This is a genomic window from Micromonospora sp. WMMA1998 (assembly GCF_027497375.1).
Lineage (GTDB): Bacteria > Actinomycetota > Actinomycetes > Mycobacteriales > Micromonosporaceae > Micromonospora > Micromonospora sediminicola.
On sequence record NZ_CP114911.1, the window covers coordinates 1,883,250 to 1,902,764 of the forward strand.

Annotated in this window: 17 protein-coding genes; 7 read left to right on the forward strand and 10 right to left on the reverse strand. The window is 73.8% G+C overall.

Translation table 11 applies throughout. The features are described from left to right. The first annotated feature begins 726 nt into the window (after positions 1-726). On the forward strand, positions 727-2,217 hold the full coding sequence (locus O7600_RS08120; protein ID WP_281593064.1) for a GH1 family beta-glucosidase: 1,491 nt from the start codon (positions 727-729) through the stop codon (positions 2,215-2,217). Positions 2,218-2,285: 68 nt separating this feature from the next. On the opposite strand, the gene O7600_RS08125 is transcribed toward O7600_RS08120, so the two are convergent. The 3 genes from O7600_RS08125 to O7600_RS08135 all read right to left on the reverse strand — a co-directional run bounded on the left by O7600_RS08125 (position 2,286) and on the right by O7600_RS08135 (position 6,774). Next, entirely contained in the window at positions 2,286-2,699 is a 414-nt protein-coding gene (locus O7600_RS08125) for a roadblock/LC7 domain-containing protein (RefSeq protein ID WP_196806755.1), read from the reverse strand. Between the two features lie 5 nt (positions 2,700-2,704). Then, a complete protein-coding gene (locus tag O7600_RS08130; RefSeq protein WP_281593065.1) occupies positions 2,705-5,269 on the reverse strand; it encodes an ATP-binding protein in 2,565 nt (854 codons plus the stop codon). 122 nt (positions 5,270-5,391) lie between these two features. Then, the gene (locus tag O7600_RS08135; RefSeq protein ID WP_281593066.1) at positions 5,392-6,774 is read right to left on the reverse strand and encodes an FGGY family carbohydrate kinase; all 1,383 of its coding nucleotides are present in this window, start codon (positions 6,772-6,774) and stop codon (positions 5,392-5,394) included. A 258-nt stretch (positions 6,775-7,032) separates the two neighbouring features. Between O7600_RS08135 and O7600_RS08140 the strand changes: the two genes are divergently transcribed. Continuing rightward, the gene (locus O7600_RS08140) at positions 7,033-8,952 is read left to right on the forward strand and encodes an anthranilate synthase family protein (protein ID WP_281593067.1); all 1,920 of its coding nucleotides are present in this window, start codon (positions 7,033-7,035) and stop codon (positions 8,950-8,952) included. Positions 8,953-9,024: 72 nt separating this feature from the next. Here the strand turns inward: O7600_RS08140 and wrbA are convergent, their stop codons facing one another. After that, positions 9,025-9,642, reverse strand: a complete 618-nt coding sequence (gene wrbA, locus O7600_RS08145; protein WP_091573528.1) for an NAD(P)H:quinone oxidoreductase — start codon at positions 9,640-9,642, stop codon at positions 9,025-9,027. 381 nt (positions 9,643-10,023) lie between these two features. On the opposite strand from wrbA, the gene O7600_RS08150 reads away from it, so the two are divergent. Next, positions 10,024-11,127, forward strand: a complete 1,104-nt coding sequence (locus O7600_RS08150) for a winged helix DNA-binding domain-containing protein (protein WP_281593068.1) — start codon at positions 10,024-10,026, stop codon at positions 11,125-11,127. A gap of 57 nt (positions 11,128-11,184) precedes the next feature. Here the strand turns inward: O7600_RS08150 and ugpC are convergent, their stop codons facing one another. The 4 genes from ugpC to O7600_RS08170 are packed head-to-tail and all read right to left on the reverse strand — an operon-like array spanning position 11,185 to position 15,516. Next, a complete protein-coding gene (gene ugpC, locus O7600_RS08155; RefSeq protein ID WP_281593069.1) occupies positions 11,185-12,393 on the reverse strand; it encodes a sn-glycerol-3-phosphate ABC transporter ATP-binding protein UgpC in 1,209 nt (402 codons plus the stop codon). A 9-nt stretch (positions 12,394-12,402) separates the two neighbouring features. After that, positions 12,403-13,239 (reverse strand): carbohydrate ABC transporter permease, encoded by an 837-nt coding sequence (locus O7600_RS08160; protein WP_281593070.1) that lies wholly within the window; start codon positions 13,237-13,239, stop codon positions 12,403-12,405. Position 13,240: 1 nt separating this feature from the next. Further along, the gene (locus tag O7600_RS08165) at positions 13,241-14,236 is read right to left on the reverse strand and encodes a sugar ABC transporter permease (protein WP_281593071.1); all 996 of its coding nucleotides are present in this window, start codon (positions 14,234-14,236) and stop codon (positions 13,241-13,243) included. After that, positions 14,233-15,516, reverse strand: coding sequence for an ABC transporter substrate-binding protein (locus O7600_RS08170; protein ID WP_281593072.1), 1,284 nt, complete (start codon positions 15,514-15,516; stop codon positions 14,233-14,235). The genes O7600_RS08165 and O7600_RS08170 overlap by 4 nt, the downstream gene beginning before the upstream one ends. 208 nt (positions 15,517-15,724) lie before the next feature. Between O7600_RS08170 and O7600_RS08175 the strand changes: the two genes are divergently transcribed. The 4 genes from O7600_RS08175 to O7600_RS08190 all read left to right on the forward strand — a co-directional run bounded on the left by O7600_RS08175 (position 15,725) and on the right by O7600_RS08190 (position 17,618). Beyond that, positions 15,725-16,303 carry a DsbA family protein gene (locus tag O7600_RS08175; RefSeq protein WP_281593073.1) on the forward strand — a complete coding sequence of 193 codons (579 nt, stop codon included), beginning with the start codon at positions 15,725-15,727 and terminating at the stop codon, positions 16,301-16,303. A gap of 204 nt (positions 16,304-16,507) precedes the next feature. Then, the gene (locus O7600_RS08180; protein ID WP_091573521.1) at positions 16,508-16,939 is read left to right on the forward strand and encodes a hypothetical protein; all 432 of its coding nucleotides are present in this window, start codon (positions 16,508-16,510) and stop codon (positions 16,937-16,939) included. Between the two features lie 47 nt (positions 16,940-16,986). Further along, the gene (locus O7600_RS08185) at positions 16,987-17,262 is read left to right on the forward strand and encodes a hypothetical protein (protein ID WP_091573520.1); all 276 of its coding nucleotides are present in this window, start codon (positions 16,987-16,989) and stop codon (positions 17,260-17,262) included. A gap of 74 nt (positions 17,263-17,336) precedes the next feature. Beyond that, positions 17,337-17,618, forward strand: a complete 282-nt coding sequence (locus O7600_RS08190; RefSeq protein WP_281593074.1) for a hypothetical protein — start codon at positions 17,337-17,339, stop codon at positions 17,616-17,618. A 22-nt stretch (positions 17,619-17,640) separates the two neighbouring features. Here O7600_RS08190 and O7600_RS08195 read toward each other — a convergent pair whose 3' ends face one another. Then, positions 17,641-18,336, reverse strand: a complete 696-nt coding sequence (locus tag O7600_RS08195) for a hypothetical protein (RefSeq protein WP_281593075.1) — start codon at positions 18,334-18,336, stop codon at positions 17,641-17,643. A 377-nt stretch (positions 18,337-18,713) separates the two neighbouring features. Then, positions 18,714-19,499, reverse strand: coding sequence for a DUF4184 family protein (locus O7600_RS08200; protein WP_281593076.1), 786 nt, complete (start codon positions 19,497-19,499; stop codon positions 18,714-18,716). Positions 19,500-19,515: the final 16 nt, after the last annotated feature.

The window sequence follows — 19,515 nt, forward strand, 5'->3', positions numbered from 1 at the left end:
GTCCCGGCCGTGCCGGGGATCGGGCGCCGCACCGGTTCGTCACCGGGTGCCCTCGGCGGCCCGTGCTCGCGAGCTGGCTCCAACGTCGCGTGTGTCGAGAGTGTGACATGGAAGCGCTCCCACCACAACGGCCAGGGCAGATACCCACGTCCATGTTTCGATCTCGTTTAGGGGCTTTTCCAAAGCCGTGACGGGCGTTACAGTCGCAGCATCGCCGATGGGAGCGCTTCCATCGACGGAGATGTAAGTACTGGATCGTCGGGGACACCCGTGCCCGACGCGTCGGCCCTGTGGCCGACGGCGGACCAGCCCGGACACCGCCGCCGGCCATCACCCGCCAGACGGAGGGAGGTGGAACCAGAGCCACTCGCGTGGCCCGGCTCCCGCGCGACACGCACGACGGACGCCAATTCCACTTCGTGCGTGTGTGCATCACCGGTGGGGACGGGGGTTGCCCTCCCCCGTCCCCACACTAAACCCCCGTTGTCGACGGCAAAAGAGGCCGACGGGACAGGCGCGACACGCCACCCGGACGGCCTTTCTCGCTATCTGCCCCACCCTCGCCGCTCGCCCCAGCCCCCGAGCGACACCCGCCTACCCCACCTCCGGCCGCCCGCCGGCCGCGCCGCCTCCCGCCGCGACCGCCGGATCGAGGCCGGCCGCCCCTGGCCTATGCTGGGAGCGCTCCCGGCCTCAGGGCGGCCCGTCACTTCGAGGAGAAGTCCCATGTCGTTACTCACCCGACGGCGCCTGCTCCGCCGCGCCGCCCTGTCCGCCACCGCCGCCGGCGCGGCTCGGACCGGGCTCGCCGGCGCCACCCTGGCCGGGACCGCCGCCGCCGTCTCCGTCGCCGGATGCGACAGCCCACCCGAGCGCACCACCGACGCCGAACCGGACGGCGGGCTGCGGTTCCCGGACGGCTTCGGCTGGGGCGCGGCGACCTCGGCGTACCAGATCGAGGGGGCGGCCAAGGAGGACGGGCGGGGCGAGTCCGTCTGGGACACCTTCAGCCACACCCCGGGGCGCACCCGCAACGGTGACACCGGCGACGTCGCGGCCGACCACTACCACCGGTACGCCCAGGACCTCGACCTGATGCGCGAGCTGGGGCTGCGCAGCTACCGGTTCTCCATCTCCTGGCCCCGGATCCAGGCCGACGGGTCGGGCCGCCCCAACCAGCGCGGGCTGGACTTCTACCGCCGGCTGCTGGACGGGCTGCACGAGCGCGGCATCGCGCCGATGGCCACGCTGTTCCACTGGGACCTGCCGCAGGCGTTGCAGGACGACGGCGGCTGGGAGAACCGCGACACCGCCGAGCGCTTCGCCGACTACGCCGACGCCGTCTTCCGGGCGCTCGGCGACCGGGTGCCGGCGTGGCTGACGATCAACGAGCCGAAGACCGTGGTGCAGAACGGCTACATCTGGGGTCACCACGCACCCGGCCACCAGGACGAGGCGGCGGCCTACCTGGTGGCGCACCACCTCCAGCTCGCCCACGGCCTCGCCGTGCAGGCGTTGCGTGCCTCCGGCGCGTCCGGCCGGATCGGCCCGGCGCTCAACCTGCACCCCTGCTACCCGGCCGACGACAGCGCCGAGGCGGCCGCCGCGACCCGCCTCTACGACGGCTACGAGAACCGCCTCTACCTCGACTCCGTCTTCACGGGCGCGTACCCGCAGGACGTGCTGGCCGACCTCGGACCGGACAGCCGGATGGTCCGCGGTGTCCGGGACGGCGACCTGAAGATCATCTCCAGCCCGGTCGACCTGCTCGCGGTGCAGTACTACACCCCGATCTACGTCACCGGCGGCGGCGGGACCGTGCGGAAGTGGCCCACCTCGGAGGCCGAGTGGCAGCAGATCTACCCCGAGGGCATGTACGACATCCTGACCCGGGTCACCCGCGACTACGGGCGGGTGCCGATCACCATCACCGAGAACGGCCTGCCCTGCCCGGACACCCCCGGTCCGGACGGCACCGTCGACGATGCCGGCCGGGTCAGCTTCCTGCGCGACCACTTCGCCGCCGCCCACCGGGCGGTGCGCGACGGCGTGCCGCTGGAGAGCTACCACGTGTGGTCGCTGCTGGACAACTTCGAGTGGGCCGAGGGCTACGACCAGCGCTGGGGTCTGGTCTACGTGGACTACGCGAGCCAGCGGCGGGTGCTCAAGCGCAGCGCCCACTGGTACCGCGAGGTGATCCGCCGCAACGGACTCTGACCGGGACGGCCCGGCCGGCACCCGCCGGCCGGGCACCCGCGCTCAGCGCGGCAGCGCGTGATGGCCGCTCAGCGCGGCAGCGCCTGCTGGAGCTCGGCGCGCAGCGCCGGGGTGAGCATCTCGCCGGCCTGCTTGGCCAGCCGGGCCATCTCGTAGCCGACCACGCCGATGTCGGCGTCCGCACCGGCCAGCGTCGCCAGGATCGAGCCGTCCCGGATCTGCATGACGAGGAAGTAGCCCCGCCCCATCTCGACCACTGTCTGCTTGACGACGTCGCCGTCGAACATCTGCGCCGCGCCCGCGGTGATGCTCATCAGGCCCGAGGTCACGGCGGCGAGCTTGTCGGCGTGGTCGCGCGGCAGGTGCGCGGAGATCGCCACCAGCAGCCCGTCGGAGGACACCACCACGGCGTGCGCCACCCCGGGGACCCGCTCGGCGAACGCGTTCACCAGCCAGCTCAGGTCCCGTGCCTCCTGGCTCAACGTCGTCACTGTCGTCGTCCCCCTTCGTCGCGCGGCAGATACATCTCGGTGGTCTCCTCGGCCTCGGCCCGCCGCACCCCGCCGTAGAAGCGGGACAGCATACCGCCGACCGCCTCGGGGTCCGGCTCCTGCCGCACGGCGGGGCGGGCGGCCGAGGTGACCGAGGTGAGCTGGGCCATCGGCACGCGTACCGGCAGACCCCGCTCGTTGGTCCCCCCGGTCACCGGCGTCGGCGCCGGCGCCGGCGTCACACCGAGCACCGACGACGTCGGTCCCTGCCGGCTGAACCAGCCGCCGCCCGCCGCCGCCGCGGCCCCCGGGGTGAGCACGTCCTCGGCCCGGCCGGGCACCGGACGGGGTCGGGGCACCGCGGCGGGCGGGCCGGCGGGTGCCGGCGGTCCGGTCGGCGCGGCCTCCGCCACGTCACCGAGCGGCCGGCCGGTCAGCGGCGACACCGGCAGAGCCGCCGGCGGGACCGGCTGGGGCACCGGATGCCGCCCGGCCACCGGCAGCTCGGCGGTGGCCGCGCCCAGCGCCCGGGACGCCGCGGCCACCTGGCTGGTCAGCATGCGCGCCGGAGCGGGCGGCTCCAGCCCGGGGGCGGGGGCTTCGGCCAGCAGGTGGGCCGGGATCCGGACCCGGGTGACCAGGCCCTCCCGGCCGGGGCGCAACTGCACCCGCACGCCGTGCCGGGCACCCAGGTGGCTCACCACGAACAGGCCCATCCGCTCCGAGGCGCCCACGTCGGCGGCCGGCGGCTCGGCCAGCACGGCGTTCGCCTCGGCCAGCGCGCCCGGACTCATGCCGAGCCCCAGGTCGACGATCTCCACCAGCGCACCCGGGCCGTCCGCCTCGACCACCACCCGCACCACGGTCTCCGGGCGGGAGAACGCGGTGGCGTTCTCCAGCAGCTCGGCGAACAGGTGCACCAGGTCGCCCACGGCGTGCCCGACCACGTGCAGGTCGGTGCGGTTCTGGTGGCGGACCCGCTGGTACTGCTCGATCTCCGCGCTCGCCGCGAGCAGCACCGCGCCCAGCCCGACCGGGCGGTTCCACCGTCGCGTGGACTCGGTGCCGGCGAGCACCAGCAGGCTCTCGTCGTTGCGGCGCATGCGGGCGGCGAGGTGGTCGAGCTTGAACAGGTTCTCCAGCTGCTCCGGGTCGCTCTCCTCGCGTTCCAGGTCGTCGAGCAGCTCCAGCTGCCGCTCGACCAGCACCTGGCTGCGCCGGGCCAGGTTGACGAACATGGCGTTGACGTTGCGGCGCATCATCGCCTGCTCGACCGCGACGTCGACGGCACTGCGGTGCACCGCCACGAACGCCTCCGCCAGCTCGCCGATCTCGTCCTGCGAGTCGACCACCGCCGGTGGCACGTCGATCGCGCCCACCGGCCGGTCCACCGTGCGCAGTCGCTCCAGCGTGAGCGGCAGCTCCACCTGCGCGATGCGCAGCGCCTGGCCGCGCAGCTGCCGCATCGCCCGGGCGACGGACCGGCCGACCAGCAGCGAGATCAGCACGGCGACCAGGAGCACCGAGACGATGCCGCCGGCGACCAGCAGCGTCTCGCGCAGCTGCCGGGCGCTGGCGTCGTCGGCCCGGCGCACCGCGTCGTCGAGCAGCTCACCCTCCAACTGGCGGAACAGCTCCTGCCGCTGCTCGCTGGCCGCCCACCACTGCGGCGCGGACAGCAGCGCGGGCTCCGCCGCGCCGGTGGGCAGCGTCCGCTCCTCCAGCCGGGTCGCCGTGACGAAGGCCGGGTCGACCGAGGTCCGGTCGTAGCGCCGGACCTGCTCGGCGGTCGCCGCGACCCGGAACGCGCCCAGCGCGGTGAGCTGCTGGGCCCGCAGGTCGCTCAGGGTCACCTGGTCGTCCTGCTCGTACCGTCCGGCGCGGGACGCCGCGTACAGCTCGCCGCGGATCCGGGAGGACAGCTCCTTGACCCGGGACAGCTGCACGTAGCGCAGCACGGACTCGGTCAACGCCTGCTGGTCGTCGCCGGGCGACGGCTCGGCCAGCAGGTTGAGCAGCGCCGCCACGGCCCGGTGGTAGTTGCTGAGCACGGTGTCGCTGGAGAGCACCGCGGGCGGCACCGCCGCCCGGATGTTCACCACCTGGTCGTACGCCTCCAGCGCCTCGGAGTAGGAGACCCGCCAGGCGGCGTCGGCGTCGGCCAGCGGCTCGGCCGCGACACGCAGCTCGTCCACCGCCCGGTCGGTGGCCTCCTGCAGCGGCCGTAACGCGGCGACCGCGGCGTCCCGGTCGGCGCCGGTGCCGGCGCGGCGCAACGCCGCCAGCTCGCCGGCGGAACGGTCCCGCTCCTGCTGGAGCCGGTCCACCGCGGCGGTGATCTGCCGGCCGATGCCGACCTGCTGGGCGAAGTCGCTCAGCGCCGTGGTCTGCCCGACCAGCCCCCGGGTCTGGATGCCGGCCAGGACGAGGAACGCCAGCGTGGGGATCACCAGGACGGTGGCGAGCTTGGTGCCCATCCGCCAGTCCCGCAGCCGGAACCCCGAGCGCCGCCGGTGCGGCGGCGGGGCCGCACCGCGGGCCGGGTCGGGAGCTGCGCCCACACTTGCCTCCTCGTTCCGACTCCACCACGGCGGGGAGCGGAGTCCATCCAACCAGGCCCGGAGGCGGTGTCAACGGCCGCCCGGGCGGCATGAGCAGGACGGTCAGCGCGGCGGGTGGGGGGTCACGTGTTCGGCGCGGCGCCCTCGTCCGTCCGGCCGATGCCGCCGATGTCGACCGCTTCGGCGACCCGACCGAGCGCCACCAGCGCGGCGCCGGTCGCCCCGATCTCCGGGTTGCGCTGCCACCGGACCGTACGCGGGGCGAGCACGTCGGCGAACGCCCCACGCCACCAGGGTGACGCGGTCAACGCCCCGCCGCCGAGCACCACCTCCATCGGCTCGCCCACGCCGGCCTCGAGCTGGGCCAGGTCGTCGGCGACGAGCCGGCACAGGCCGGCCATCAGCCCGGCGAGAATGTCGACGGCGGTGGTGCCGAAGCTCAGCCCGCGCAGCTCACCGGAGCCGGCCGGCGCCGTTCCGGGTGGCCGGTCGCCGCCGAACCGGGGATTGGCCCGCACGACCAGGTCGGCGGCGGCCCGGTGCAGCGCGGCCTCCAGCTCCGCACCCCTGGGCAGCCGCAGCTCCCGGTCGGCCCAGGCGAACAGGTTCCCGCCGCTGGAGTACGCGGCGCCGGTGACGACGTGGTCGTGGTCGACCCGGTAGCGCCACAGCTGGTCGGGCAGCGGCGGCAGCTCCGCGCCGGCCGGCACCGCCTGGATCATGCGGACCGCGGCGGAGGTGCCGATGGTGACCGCCGCGCGGGACGGGTCGACGCAGCCGGACCCGACGTTGGAGGCGGCCCCGTCGCCGATCGGCGCGGACCAGCGCGCCTCGGCCAGCTGCGGCCAGCGCCTCGCGTAGCCGGCGCCCAGCCGGCCGTGCCAGCCCGGCGGAGCCAGCGGCGGGAGCTGGTCCGGACCGACGCCGGCCAACGCGCACGCCTCCGCGTCCCAGTCCAGGTCCCGCAGGTCGAGCAGCCCGGTGCCGGAGGCCAGCGACGGGGACATCGGCGCCGTGTCGAGCAGCTCGCCCAGGGCGTACTCGGCCAGCCCGGCGAACCGCACCGTCCGGTCCCCGCACCGCTCCCGCAGCCAGGGCAGCCGCACCGACCAGTAACAGCGGTGCCACCAGGTGCCGGTACGCCGGTGGTAGTCCTCCGGGTCGGCCGGGCCACCGTCGCCGGCCGGCGGCGCGGCCCGGGTGTCCAGCCAGGTCAGCACCGGACCGGACGGTGTGCCGTCGGCGGCCAGCGGCAGCACCGAGTGCCACTGCGCGGACGTCGCCACCAGGCCGACCCGCCGCAGGTGCCCGCCGGCGGCCAGCTCGTCCAGGCACTCGACCAGGCACGCCAGGTAGGTGGCGGCGTCCAGCGTCCCGGTGCCGTCGTCGCCGGTGGCCAGGTGCACCTTGCGGCGGGCCAGCGCGCCCGGGCGCGGCACGGCGTCCGCGTCCAGCACCAGCCCGCGTACCGAGGAGGTGCCCAGGTCCAGAGCGAGAATGTCCATCGCCGGTCAACCTACCCGGCGGGACCGGCGGCGAAGCCAAGATCCGTACGCGCTCCCGCGCGATCGGGTTCCCCGACGCCGGCCGATCGCGTACAGTGATCGCCATGCCCGCGCACCCGAACTGCTGGTGGCCCGCCGACCCGGCGGCCCACCCCCGCGCGTAGCTTCCCCACGCGGCCGCCCCACGAGGCGGCCGCCGGTCTCCCCCGGCAACCCGGGCCGCCTCACCGGCGGCCACCGGCCCACCGAGGAGACCCGATGACCCGCCCGTCCGACCCGCTCGCCGCTGTCGCCGCCGGCCTCGACCCCGGCCCCTTCGCGCTCGTCCGCCGTGAGGGCGCCGACCACGTCGACCTGTTCGCCGGTCCGGTACGCACCGCCGACCAGCTCGCCGACCTGCCCGTGCCCGAGGGCGCGGCCGGCCCGCGCACGCTGGCCCTGGTGCCGTTCCGGCAGATCACCGAGCGCGGCTTCGACTGCGTGGACGACGGCCTGCCGCTGGAATACCTGGCGGTCGAGCGGCACCGGCGGATACCGCTCGACGAGGTGCTGGACGCGTTGCCCGACGCGCCGGTGCGCACCCGCGACGCCGGCTTCGACATCGCCGACGACGAGTACGCGGCCATCGTCGAGCGGGTGCTGGCCGACGAGATCGGTCACGGCGAGGGCGCGAACTTCGTCATCCACCGCACCCTGCGGGCCACCGTGGAGGGCGACCCGCTGGCCACGGCCCTGGCCGCGCTGCGTCGGCTGCTGGTGCGCGAGCGCGGCGCCTACTGGACGTTCCTGGTGCACACCGGCACCAGGATCCTGGTCGGGGCCAGCCCGGAGCGGCACGTCAGCGTCGCCGACGGCCTGGTCGAGATGAACCCGATCAGCGGCACCTTCCGGCACCGGGGCGAGAGCGTGGACCGGGACGCGCTGCTGCGCTTCCTGCACGACCCGAAGGAGGTGGAGGAGCTGTACATGGTGCTCGACGAGGAGCTGAAGATGATGGCCGTCGTCGCCGAGCACGGCGGGCAGGTGGTCGGGCCGTACCTGAAGGAGATGGCGCACCTGGCGCACACCGAGTACCTGCTGGCCGGGCGCTGTTCCCGGGACGTGCGGGAGGTGCTGCGGGAGACCATGTTCGCGCCCACGGTGACCGGCAGCCCGATGGAGAACGCCTGCCGGGTGATCGCCCGGCACGAGCGCACCGGCCGCCGCTACTACGCCGGCGTGCTCGCCCTGCTCGGCCGCGACGAGCAGGGCCGGCAGACGCTGGACGCGCCGATCCTCATCCGCACCGCCGAGTTCTCACCCGAGGGCGCGCTGCGGGTGCCGGTCGGCGCCACGCTGGTCCGGCACTCCACCACCGCCGGCGAGGTGGCCGAGACGCACGCCAAGGCCGCCGGTGTGCTGGCCGCGCTGGGTCTCGGCCCGGAGGCGCCGCACCCGGGCGTCGAGCCGGCCGTCCGCCACGCCGACGACCCGGAGGTACGGGCCGCGCTGGCCGCCCGCAACACCCCGCTGGCGCGGTTCTGGCTGGAGCAGCGGGAGCCGGGCGCGATCGCGCTGCGCGGGCTGGCCGGCCGCCGGGCGCTCATCGTCGACGGGGAGGACACGTTCACCGGGATGCTCGCCCACCAGCTCGGCGCGCTCGGCCTGTCGGTCACCCGGCGCGACTGGCCGGACCCGGGCCCGCTCGACGGGTACGACCTGGTGGTGGTCGGGCCCGGCCCGGGCGACCCGCGCGACCTGACCGCGCCGAAGATGGCCGCGCTGCGGACGCTCCTGGCCGAGTTGCTGGCCTCGGGCCGCCCGACCCTGGCGGTGTGCCTGGGCCACCAGTTACTGGCCGGGCTGCTCGGGCTGCCGCTGCACCGCCGGGACGCGCCCTACCAGGGGCTGCCGCAGGACGTGCCGGTGTTCGGGGTGACCCGACGGGTCGGGTTCTACGCCAGCTTCACCGCCCGCGCCGACGCCGACCGGGTGTCCGGCCCGTACGGCCCGGTCGAGCTGTCCCGCGACCCGGGCGACGGCGCGGTGCACGCGCTGCGCGGCGCGGGCTTCGCCGGGGTGCAGTTCCACCCGGAGTCGGTGCTCAGCCAGGACGGCACGGCGGTCCTGGCGGACCTGCTCGGGCATCTGCTGGACCGGCCGGCGCTGAGCGCGCATGGGGCGGCCGATCGGGGGTAGGGCGAAGGACGGCCGGTGGCCCGGACGGGTTCGAGAGCCCTCGTCCGGCCACCGGCCGCCCACCCGGGTCGGTCAGCCGGCCATGCCCTTCTTCAGCGCGGCGCCCATCAGCACGGCCCGCTTGGCGGTCAGCGCGGTGGCGGCCAGGGCCACGTGGTCCGGGGCGACCTCACCGTTGTTGCTGGTGTGCGAGGCGCCGTAGGGGTTGCCGGCGACGAACTGGCTCGGGTCGGTGTATCCGGGGGTCACCACGATGCCGCCCCAGTGGTAGAAGACCGTGTACAGCGACAGCAGCGTCGCCTCCTGGCCGCCGTGCGAGGTCGCGGTCGAGGTGAAGCCGGTGTACACCTTGTCCGCCAGCGCGCCCTGCGCCCAGAGCGGGCCGGTGGTGTCGATGAACTGCTTGAGCTGCGCGGCGATCATGCCGTACCGGGTCGGGGAGCCCATGATCACCACGTCCGCCCAGGAGAGGTCGTCCGGCTGCGCCTCCATCACGTCCTGCGTCTCCAGGCGGTGCGCCTGCCAGCCCGAGTTGGAGCGGATCGCCTCGTCGGGCGCCAGCTCACGCACCTTGCGCAGGCGCACCTCGGCGCCGGCCTCCCCGGCCGCCTCGACCGCCGACTGCGCCATCTGGTAGGTGATGCCGGTCGCGCTGTAGTAGATCACCGCGACCTTGACCTGGCCATCCATCAGACGTTTCCTCCTCGATTCGGGTCAGCTCCGGCGACTACCCGTTACTTGTCGTGTCAAACGCCGGGCGTGCCGCGCCGCCCGCCACCGACCGGCCGGGCCGGAGGCCTCCGTCACCCGGACCGGCGTCCGGACCGAGCGCGATCCGGCTCAAGATTTGCGCAAGTTCCGGGGGCGACCGTCCTTCGAGCCGCGCGCACCGGGGATCCTGGTCGCACCGGCGCCGGCCGACCGCCGCCCCCGCGCCGGGAACCTGAACGGGGGATCGCGCTGGTGTCGGCAGTGTGGCCGGCGCAGCGCGATCAGGGGCGGTCCGGTTCACCCGGTGCTGTCTGACGTCGGGCCTATGCTGACCGTCCACCCGCCCACGGGAGGCCACCCGTGCCCTTACGCCTGAGCCGCGCCGAGGCGCTCGCCCTGCGGATGACCAGCCTGCTGCTACGCCCACACCCCACCGCCCGGCCGAAGAGCGTGGCCGACGTGGTCGAGTGGTTCGGCGCCATGCAGGCGCAGGACGCCGCCAGCGGGCTGTGGTCGCTCGGCGTACGCCTGCCCGGCCGCAACCAGGACGACGTGCGGGCGGCGCTGGAACGACGCGAGGCGCTGCGCACCTGGCCGATGCGCGGCACGGTGCACCTGGTGCCGGCGCGCGACGCCCACTGGATGCTGGCGGTGACCGGCGTGCGGGCGCTGGCCGCCGTCGCCGGCCGGTGGCGTCAGCTCGGGCTCACCGTCGCCGACGGCGACGAGGCCGGCGACGTGCTCGGCGCGGCGCTGTCCGGCGGCGGTCGGCTCAGCCGCACCGACTGCCTGGCCGCGCTGCGCGACGCCGGGCTGGACACCACCGGCCAGCGGGGCTACCACCTGCTCTGGTATGCCAGCCAGCGCGGCATCACCTGCATCGCCCCGCACGTCGGCGCCGAGCAGACGTTCGTGCTGCTCGACGACTGGGTGCCCGACCCGCACCGCCCGGAGCGGGACGAGGCGCTGGCGATGCTGGCCCACCGCTACGTACGCGGCCACGGTCCGGTGACCCGGCACGAGCTGGCCCGCTGGAGCGGGCTCACCGTCACCGACGCCACCCGGGCCGTCGCGCTGGCCGGCGACCGGCTCGCCCCGGTCGAGGTCGACGGCGAGGCGGCGGTGGTCGACGCCGCGCTGCTCGACGCGCCCCGCGCCCCGGTCGACGACGTGCACACGCTGCCCGGCTTCGACGAATACCTGCTCGGCTTCAAGGACCGCTCGCTGATGCTCGACCCGGCGCACGCCGACGCCGTGGTGCCCGGCAACAACGGGATGTTCCAGTCCACGGTGGTGCGCGGCGGTCGGGTGGTCGGCACCTGGAAGCGCACGCTGGGCCGGAGCGCGGTGACCGTGACGGTGCGGCAGCTCGTGCCGTTCGACGCCGCGCTGCGCGCCCGGGTCGACGCGGCCCTGACCGACTACGCCCGCTTCCTCGGGCTGGACCTGCGCCACTCCTGGTGACGGCGCAGCGCACGGGCCGGCGGCGCGTACGCCACCGGCCCGTGCGCGTGAGCGTGCTCAGTCGGCGAGCGCGCCGGCTGCCCGGCCCTCGTGCAGGGTCAGGTTGCGGCCGCTGCCCGGGTCGAACAGGTGGATCTTCTCCAGGTTGAACCACACCCGGCGGGTCTCGCCCTCGCGCACCGACGACTCCGCCGACAGGCGGGTCACCAGGCTCGACCCGGCCCCGGCGAAGTCGGAGGCGCCCGCGTCGGCGGCCAGTTCCTCCAGCTCGGCGGCGCTGGCCCGCTCCCCCTCGACGGTGAAGTAGACGTACTTGTCCGACCCCATCGACTCGACGATGTCGACCGGCGCCTCGAACTCCAGGCCCCGGGCCCGGGTCTCGTCGTCGACCAGCGCGGCGTCCTCGAAGTGCTCCGGCCGGACGCCGAGGATCAGCTCGCGGGGCGCGTCGCCGGCCTCCAGCTCGCGGCGGATCCGCTCGCCGATCGGCACGTCACCCAACGCGGTGCGCAGCCGCCCCTCCTCCACCGCGGCGTGCAGGAAGTTCATCGACGGCGAGCCGATGAACCCGGCGACGAAGAGGTTGCGCGGGTTGTCGTACAGCTCCTGCGGCGGGCCGACCTGCTGCACCGCGCCACCGCGCATGATGACCACCCGGTCGCCCAGGGTCATCGCCTCGGTCTGGTCGTGGGTCACGTAGACCGTGGTGGTGCCGAGCTGCTTCTGCAGCCGGGACACGACGGTCCGCATCTGCACCCGCAGCTTCGCGTCCAGGTTGGACAGCGGCTCGTCCATCAGGAACGCCTTGGGCTGGCGGACGATCGCCCGACCCATCGCCACCCGCTGCCGCTGGCCGCCGGAGAGGTTGGCCGGCTTGCGGTCCAGCAGCGCGGTCAGCTCCAGCACCTTGGCGGCCTCGTCGACCTTCTGGTTGATGGTCTCCTTGTCCATCTTCGCCAACCGCAGCGGGAACGCCATGTTCTCCCGCACGGTCATGTTCGGGTAGAGCGCGTACGACTGGAAGACCATGGCGATGTCCCGGTCCCGGGGCGCCTTGTCGTTGACCCGCTGCCCCGCGATGCGCAGCTCACCGGAGCTGATGTCCTCCAGCCCGGCGATCATGTTGAGGGTGGTCGACTTTCCGCAGCCCGAGGGGCCGACCAGGATGACGAACTCGCCGTCGGCGATCTCCAGGTCGACGTCCCGCACCGCGGTGGTCCCGTCCGGGAACCGCTTGCTCACCTTGTCCAGCACGATGTCAGCCACTGTTACCACCTATCCCTTGACTGCGCCGGAGGTCAGACCGGAGACGATGCGGCGCTGGAAGAAGAGCACGAACAGGATGATCGGCACGGTGATCACCACGGCGGCCGCGCAGATCGCCCCGGCGGGGTCCTCGAACTGCGACTCGCCGGTGAAGAACGACAACGCCACCGGGACCGTGCGGGACTGCTCGGTCGAGGTGAGCGTGATCGCGAACAGGAAGTCGTTCCAGCAGAAGATGAAGACCAGGATGGCCGTGGTGAACACGCCCGGCGCGGCCAGCGGGGCGATCACCCGCCGGAACGCCTGCCCCTGGGTGGCGCCGTCCATCTTCGCCGCCTTCTCCAGGTCCCACGGGATCTGCTTGAAGAACGCCGACAGCGTGTAGATCGCCAGCGGCAGCGCGAACGTGATGTACGGCAGGATCAGGCCGGGCCAGGTGTCGAAGAGGCCGAGTTGACGCTCGATCTCGAACAGCGGCGACACCAGTGACACCTGCGGGAACATCGCGATCAGCAGGGACACCCCGACCAGCAGCTTCTTGCCCGGGAAGTCCAGCCGGGAGATCGCGTACGCGGCCATCGTGCCGAGCACCACCGCGATCACGGTGGCGATCAGCGCGATGCCGATCGAGTTGACCAGCGCCCGGACGAACTGGTCGGTGTCGAAGATCGTCCGGTAGTTCTCCAGCGTCCACTCCCGCGGCCAGAACTTGCCGTCGGTGAGCGTGGCCGGGGTCTTGAACGACAGCGAGGCGATCCAGAGCACCGGCACCAGCGCGAAGACGACGACCACGACGTCCAGCACGCCCCAGCGCAGCTTCGCCCGTGTGGTGGTTTCCACGGCCATGTCAGCGCCTCTCCCCATCGTCGCTGCCGGGGGCAGCGGTGCCGAACAGCTTCACGAAGACGAAGGCGATGATCGCCACGGTGATGAAGATCAGCACCGACATCGTGGAGCCGATACCGAGGTTCAAACCCCGGATCAGGTTGTTGTAGGCGAGCATCGACACCGACGAGGTCTCGTTGCCGCCGCTGGTGAGCACGAAGATGTTGTCGAAGACCCGGAACGCGTCGAGCGTGCGGAACAGCAGCGCCACCAGGATCGCCGGCTTCATCACCGGCAGCATCACCTTGGTGAACCGCTGCCACGCGGTGGCGCCGTCGGTGGAGGCCGCCTTGAGCAGGTCCTCCGGCACCAGCGCCAGCCCGGCCATCAGCAGCAGCGCCATGAACGGGGTGGTCTTCCAGATCTCCGCCAGCATGATGATCGCCAGCGAGCTGGCCCGCTCGGTCAGCGGCGCGCTGCCGTCGAACAGGTTCGCCAGGTAACCGGTGCCGGGCGTCCAGGCGTACCGCCAGGAGAACGCCGCGACCACCGTGACGATGCCGTACGGGATCAGCGCCGCGGTGCGCACGATGCCCCGCCCGACCAGCGTCCGGTGCATGATCAGGGCCAGGCCCATGCCGAGCACCAGTTCGACCGCGACCGTGACGACCGTGATCAGGGCGGTCACCCCGAACGCGGTCCACCAGAAGTCGTTGGTGAGCACGGTGACGTAGTTCTCCAGGCCGACGAACTGCCGCTCGTCGGGGAACCGCAGGTCGAACCGCTGCAACGACAGCCACACCGAGTAGAGGATCGGGTACGCGGTGACCAGCACCATCACCAGGGCGGCCGGCGCGCACAGCAGCCAGCCGAGGCGTCGCTCGGCCCGCTTGTTCTCGCTCAACGGGGCGCGGGAGCCGCGCCGGGCCCGCTGGGCCGGTACGGCGGCGTGCCGGCCGGTCGACTCCTCCGCCTCGACGGCGGCCTCGGCGCCGGCCGGGGTCGCGTTCACGCTCATGGCAGAACCCCCTTCGACTCCAGCGCGTCGGCGATCGCCCCGCGCAGTCGGTCGGCGGTCTGCTCGGGCTGGATCGCCGACGGCGGCGACAGGATCGCCGACATCACCGTGGAGATGCTCTGGTACGCGGGCGTCAGCGGTCGCACCGCCGGCTCCTTCAGCTCCTCCAGGATGGTTTCCTTCATCGGGTACGCCTCGTCCATTTCCGGGTCGTCGTAGACCGCCTCGATGGTCGGGGGCACGCCGTCGTTGACCGCGGAGAACTTCTGGTGCTCGGCGTTGCGCAGGCACCGGGCCACCTCGAACGACTCGGTCGGGTGCTTCGAGTAGGTGCTGACCGCCAGGTTGATCCCGCCGATGGTCACCTTGCTCGGGGAGCCCGCCTCGATCCCCGGCACCCGCGCCCACTTGACGTTCTTCGCCAGCTCCGGGTTGGCCTCCTGCAGGGCCGGATACACGTACGGCCAGTTCACCTGGAAGGCGCCGCCGCCGGACTGGAACTCCAGCCGCACCGGGTCCTCGACCGCGTTGCTGAACGACGCCGAGGTCACGCCGGAGGTGGCGAACGTCTTGAGCTGCTCCAACGCGCGCACGGTCCCGGCGTCCATCACCGCCTTCTTGCCGTCGTCGCTGAGGATCTTCCCGCCGGCGCTCTCGGCCAGCGTGTTGTAGAGGACGACCAGCCCCTCGTACTGGGCGCCCATGGTGAGCACCTGGTACGGCTTGCCCTGCTGCTTCAGCTGCTGGGCCGCGGAGATCATCTCGTCCCAGGTCTTCGGCGGCTGCGACACCAGGTCGGACCGGTACCAGAGCAGCTGCACGTTGGTGTTCTTCGGCGCGGCGTAGAGCTTGTCCTCGTACCGGGCGGTGTCCAGCGGGCCCTCGAGCGTGCCCTGCTCCACCTCGGCCTTGTCCTGGCCGGTCCACTCCCGGATCCACTCGGCGCTGGCGAACTCCTGGGTCCAGGTGACGTCCAGGCCGAGCACGTCCATGCCGGTGTCCTGCGCGGCGAGCCGGCGCACCATCTGCACCCGCTGCTCGTCGGCCTGACGCGGCAACACCCGGTAGGAGATCCGGTACCGCCCCTGCGCCTGCGCGTTGCAGTCGTCGACCACCTTCTGCAGGTTCTGCTCGGGCGGGTAGTACAGGTTGATCGTGGGCGTGCCGCCGTCGCCGCCGGACCCGCAGGCGGCCAGCGGGGCCACCAACGCCAGCGCGGCGGCCGCAGCCGCCGCGCGTCTCACCGGCCGCCGTGCGGCCGTGTCGGGGACTGTCGTCATCACCCTCCCCCTCTCTTCGGCGAAGAACCGGGGAGGTCACCCGTGCCCCGGCGCACGGCGAGACGGTCGAGGCACCGGCCTGGCCGCCCGACGCCCCGGGCGTTTCGTGCGGCTGAACGTGCCCGACCTGCGACGAAGCGAAACATCACGGTCACGTGACGGTGACCGCCGCGCTGCGCCCCGCCGCTCCCCGGCCTAGGTTGGGGTGATGGACGCCACCTTCTTCTTCGATCCGGTCTGCCCGTGGACCTGGCGCACCTCGCGCTGGCTGGTCGCCGTCGCCGAGGCGCGCGGGCTGGGTGTCGAGTGGCGGGCGTTCAGCCTGGCCATCCTCAACGACGGACAGGTCGCCCCCGAGTACGCCGAGGCGATGGCGGCCTCCGGGCGGGTGCTGCGGCTGGTGGAGGCGCTGCGCGCGCAGGGCCGCCACCACGACGCGGGCCGCCTGTACACGGAGCTGGGCACGCGCAGCCACGACGCCGGCGACCCGCTCGGCGACCGCGTCGTCGCGGCGGCGGTGGACGCGGCCGGCCTGGCCGACGCGGCGCCGGCGCTCGACGACGACAGCTGGGACGAGGCGGTCCACGAGTCGCACGCCCTCGCGTACGCCTCGGCCGGCCCGGACATCGGCTCGCCGGTGCTGATGGTGCCGGACGCCCGCCGGGGCATCCACGGCCCGATCCTGACCGAGGTCCCCGGCGTCGAGGACGCCGTGACGATCTGGGACTCGATGTTGCCGCTGCTGCGGCTGGAGACGTTCCACGAACTCAAGCGCGCGCGCCGCTGACCCCCGTCCCACTCCGTGAGCGGGGAGACTACCCAGCGTCAGTCGACTCGACTAGCGTTTCCCTAGCTCCGTAGCCAGCGCGTCGCCGCCGATGTCGATACGCCGCCGGCCGTCCCCCACCGCCCGCCCGATCGGTTGGTTCTCGCGGGAACTGCCGTCCGCTCGCGTACCGGTTGGGCAGGATTCCCCCGAGGAGGTGCCGTCGTGCAGGACACCCGCGCTCTCGCCCTGACGTTCGAGGTGAGCGGCCTGCCCCCGGTCAAGACCGAGGCCCTGTCCATCTTCGCCGCCGGGCACCGGCAGGCGACGAGGGTCCGCGCGCTGCTCCAGGCCGCCTGCACGGCGGCCCAGCGCACCGGGTGGACCCCGCTCGCCGGTCCGATCGAGGTGGACCTGACCCTGCGCTGCCCGCCCGGGCACCGCACCTCCGACGCCAGCACGTTGCTCGGCGGGGTGTGCGCGGTGCTGCAGGACAAGAAGCGGGTGGCCAACATCGGCCTCGCCCACCTCGGGGTGCTGGTCGACGTCGCCCTCTGGGCCGACGACCGGCAGATCCGCCGGCTGTCGTACGCCGAGGAGCCGGCGGAGGAGTTCTCCTACCAGGTCCGGGTCGCGGCCGTACCGACGATGGTTTGACCGACGCCCGCGGTGGGGTACCGCGGACGCCGACGAAGGGAGCGCCGATGTCGGAGCCACATGTCACGCTCGATCCGAGCGGGCTCGATCCTGTGCAGCAGAAGCTGCGCGGCCCGCTGGAGGATCAGCTGACCTCGGCCCTGCAGGCGGCCGCCGACCGGGTCCGTGCCAGCTACGCGGGCGAGCCGGTCGAGGACGTCTGCCGTCGGTTGCTCGACGAGACCCGCGCCGGCCTGCACCCGGACATCGCCGCCGGCTTCCAGCCCGACATGGACGAGTTCTGTCGGGTCGCGGTGGCGATCGTCCGGGGCGAGGTCGGCTGAGCCGACGGTCCCGCCGGCGAAGGTGAGTACGCGTACCGATGGCGGACGCGCACGGAGCGACGAGAATTCTCCGCGTGCGAACTCGAATCGTGGTCGTCCTCGCCACCGTCGGGCTGAGCGGGCTCATGCTCAGCACCGGGTGCTCCTACCGGGAGAGCATCTGCGCCGACGGTGAGTACCCGGTCATCGCGGTCGGCCCGGGCGGCGGCCGGGCCTGTCTCCCCGACGGGGAGGAGCCGACCGCCCCGTACGTGCGCTTCCCGCCGGACAAGGTGCCGCGGCACGTCGACGACGAGTGGGACGTCTACTGGCGGACCCACGGCATCGACGAGAAAGGCGCCGTCATCGAGACCTGAGCCGACCCGCGTGTCCCGGCGGTCAGGCCCGCCGGACGTCGACGGAGACGACGTGGGTGCCGTCCGGCCGGGTCGACTCGCCGAGCCGCACCGGCAACCGCCCACCGTCCGGTGGCCGCAGGCCGAGCCCGAAGCTCAGGTGCCCCTCGAAGTCGCCGGCCGCCGCCCACCCGAGCAGCGTCGGGTAGCCGATCGCCGCCGGCGGCACGTCGGCCGTCCCACCGCCCCGGGCGTCGTGCGCCTGCGCCGGGTCGAACCGCACCGACAGGTACGCCGTGCCGGGCAGGGCGACCGGCGCGCCACGCCCCTCGGTCACCACCTGCGGGACGTAGCCGACCTGGTACGACGGGGTGGGCCCGTGGAAGGCGAAGGTGATCCGGCTGAACCCCTCCGCGGGGTGGTCGCCGGTCTGCACCGACACCAGCACGGGCAGCGGTTCGCCCGGGGCCGGGGTCACCGGGACACGCACCGGATGCCTCACCCGGGCGGGCGAGGCGGGCACCGCCCAGCCCCAGGTCACCCGCCAGGAACCGGCGGTCGCCGACGGGTCGGTCGCGGCGGGCGGGGTGGTCGCCGCGGGCGGGGTTGCGGCGGCGGTCGTGGCCGGCGGCGCCGCGGCGGACGTCGCCGGGGTCGCGCCGTCGTGGCCGGTCGAGGTGCAGGCCGCCGCGAGCAGCACGACCAGCCCGGCGAGCAGCGGTACGCGCTGAGGTGTCATGACTCAGTGTCGCTCCGTGACCGGCCCGCGCACCAGAGGCGTCCCGCCCGGAATCCGCTCGGCCGGACGGGTCAGGACCGGGTCCGCAACTCCCCGGCCCTGACCCCGGCCGTCCGGCGTGATAACGGTCTACGCCGTGGGAACGCGACGGGCGTGGCACGCCGCCCACGCCGGGCTCCGCACGGCGAGCCGGTCTGCCCGCACTCAGCTCCACGGTGCTCACACCACCGGACTCCGGTGCGCCCCCGACTCACCCCGACGAGGCGTGGACGCCGGCTCAGGTTAGGCAGGTCCGCGCAGGTCGGACAAGCTTCGACCGCACTCACGCGGCTGTGATTGATGTCAATGCCGAAATGCGGCATGTCGACGTAACAGGGTCAGCCGACCGGGCGCTGTTCGTCTTCGAGACGCCGACCGCGATCGGCCCGTCGCGGCGGTGCGGACCGGGCCGCCGCCGCGCCGGCGACGAGGGCCAGCGCCCCCAGGTGCAGCACGCGGACGCCGGCCGGGGCGGGGACGGTGGCCGCCGGCAGCCCGGGCAGCAGCAGCGCCCCCAGACCGGTGACCGCCAGGGCCACCCGCCAGAACACGAGCCGGTTCGTCGGCGGCGCGGGCGGGGGCACGCCGTCGAAGATCGCGCCGCGACGCGCGTCGTGCAGCGCCAGGACGACCACCAGCAGGCCGCCGCCGAGGCTGGCGAACACGTCCGCGAACTGCCACCAGTACATCCCGGTCAGGGCGTGGAAGTCCGCGACGCCGAGCAGGCGGGGCAGGCGCTCGGTGTGGCTGATCCGGTCCCACGCGACGTGGCTGAACGCGCCGATCAGGGCCGAGCAGACGGTGACCTGCCAGGGATGCCGCACGCCGGCCAACGCGGCATACTGCGGCCAGCCGAAGAACTTCGGCGCGGGCAGGTGCGCGGCGATGCCGGCGACCACCCGGCGCACGATCCAGGCGTACGCGAGCGCGACCGGCAGGCACCACCAGAGCAGCCCGCCGAGCGTGTGCGGGCGCAGGCCGAGGTCGAGGCGGGTGCCGCTGAACAGGTAGGCGACGTCCGGCGCCACCGCGCCGGTGGCCAGCGCCACCCCGTCGAACCAGTGCGGCCGCCACCGCTTCAGCGGCAGCACCGGCGCGAGGTGCGACGGGAAGGTGAGCGGCACCTGTCGGACGTTACCG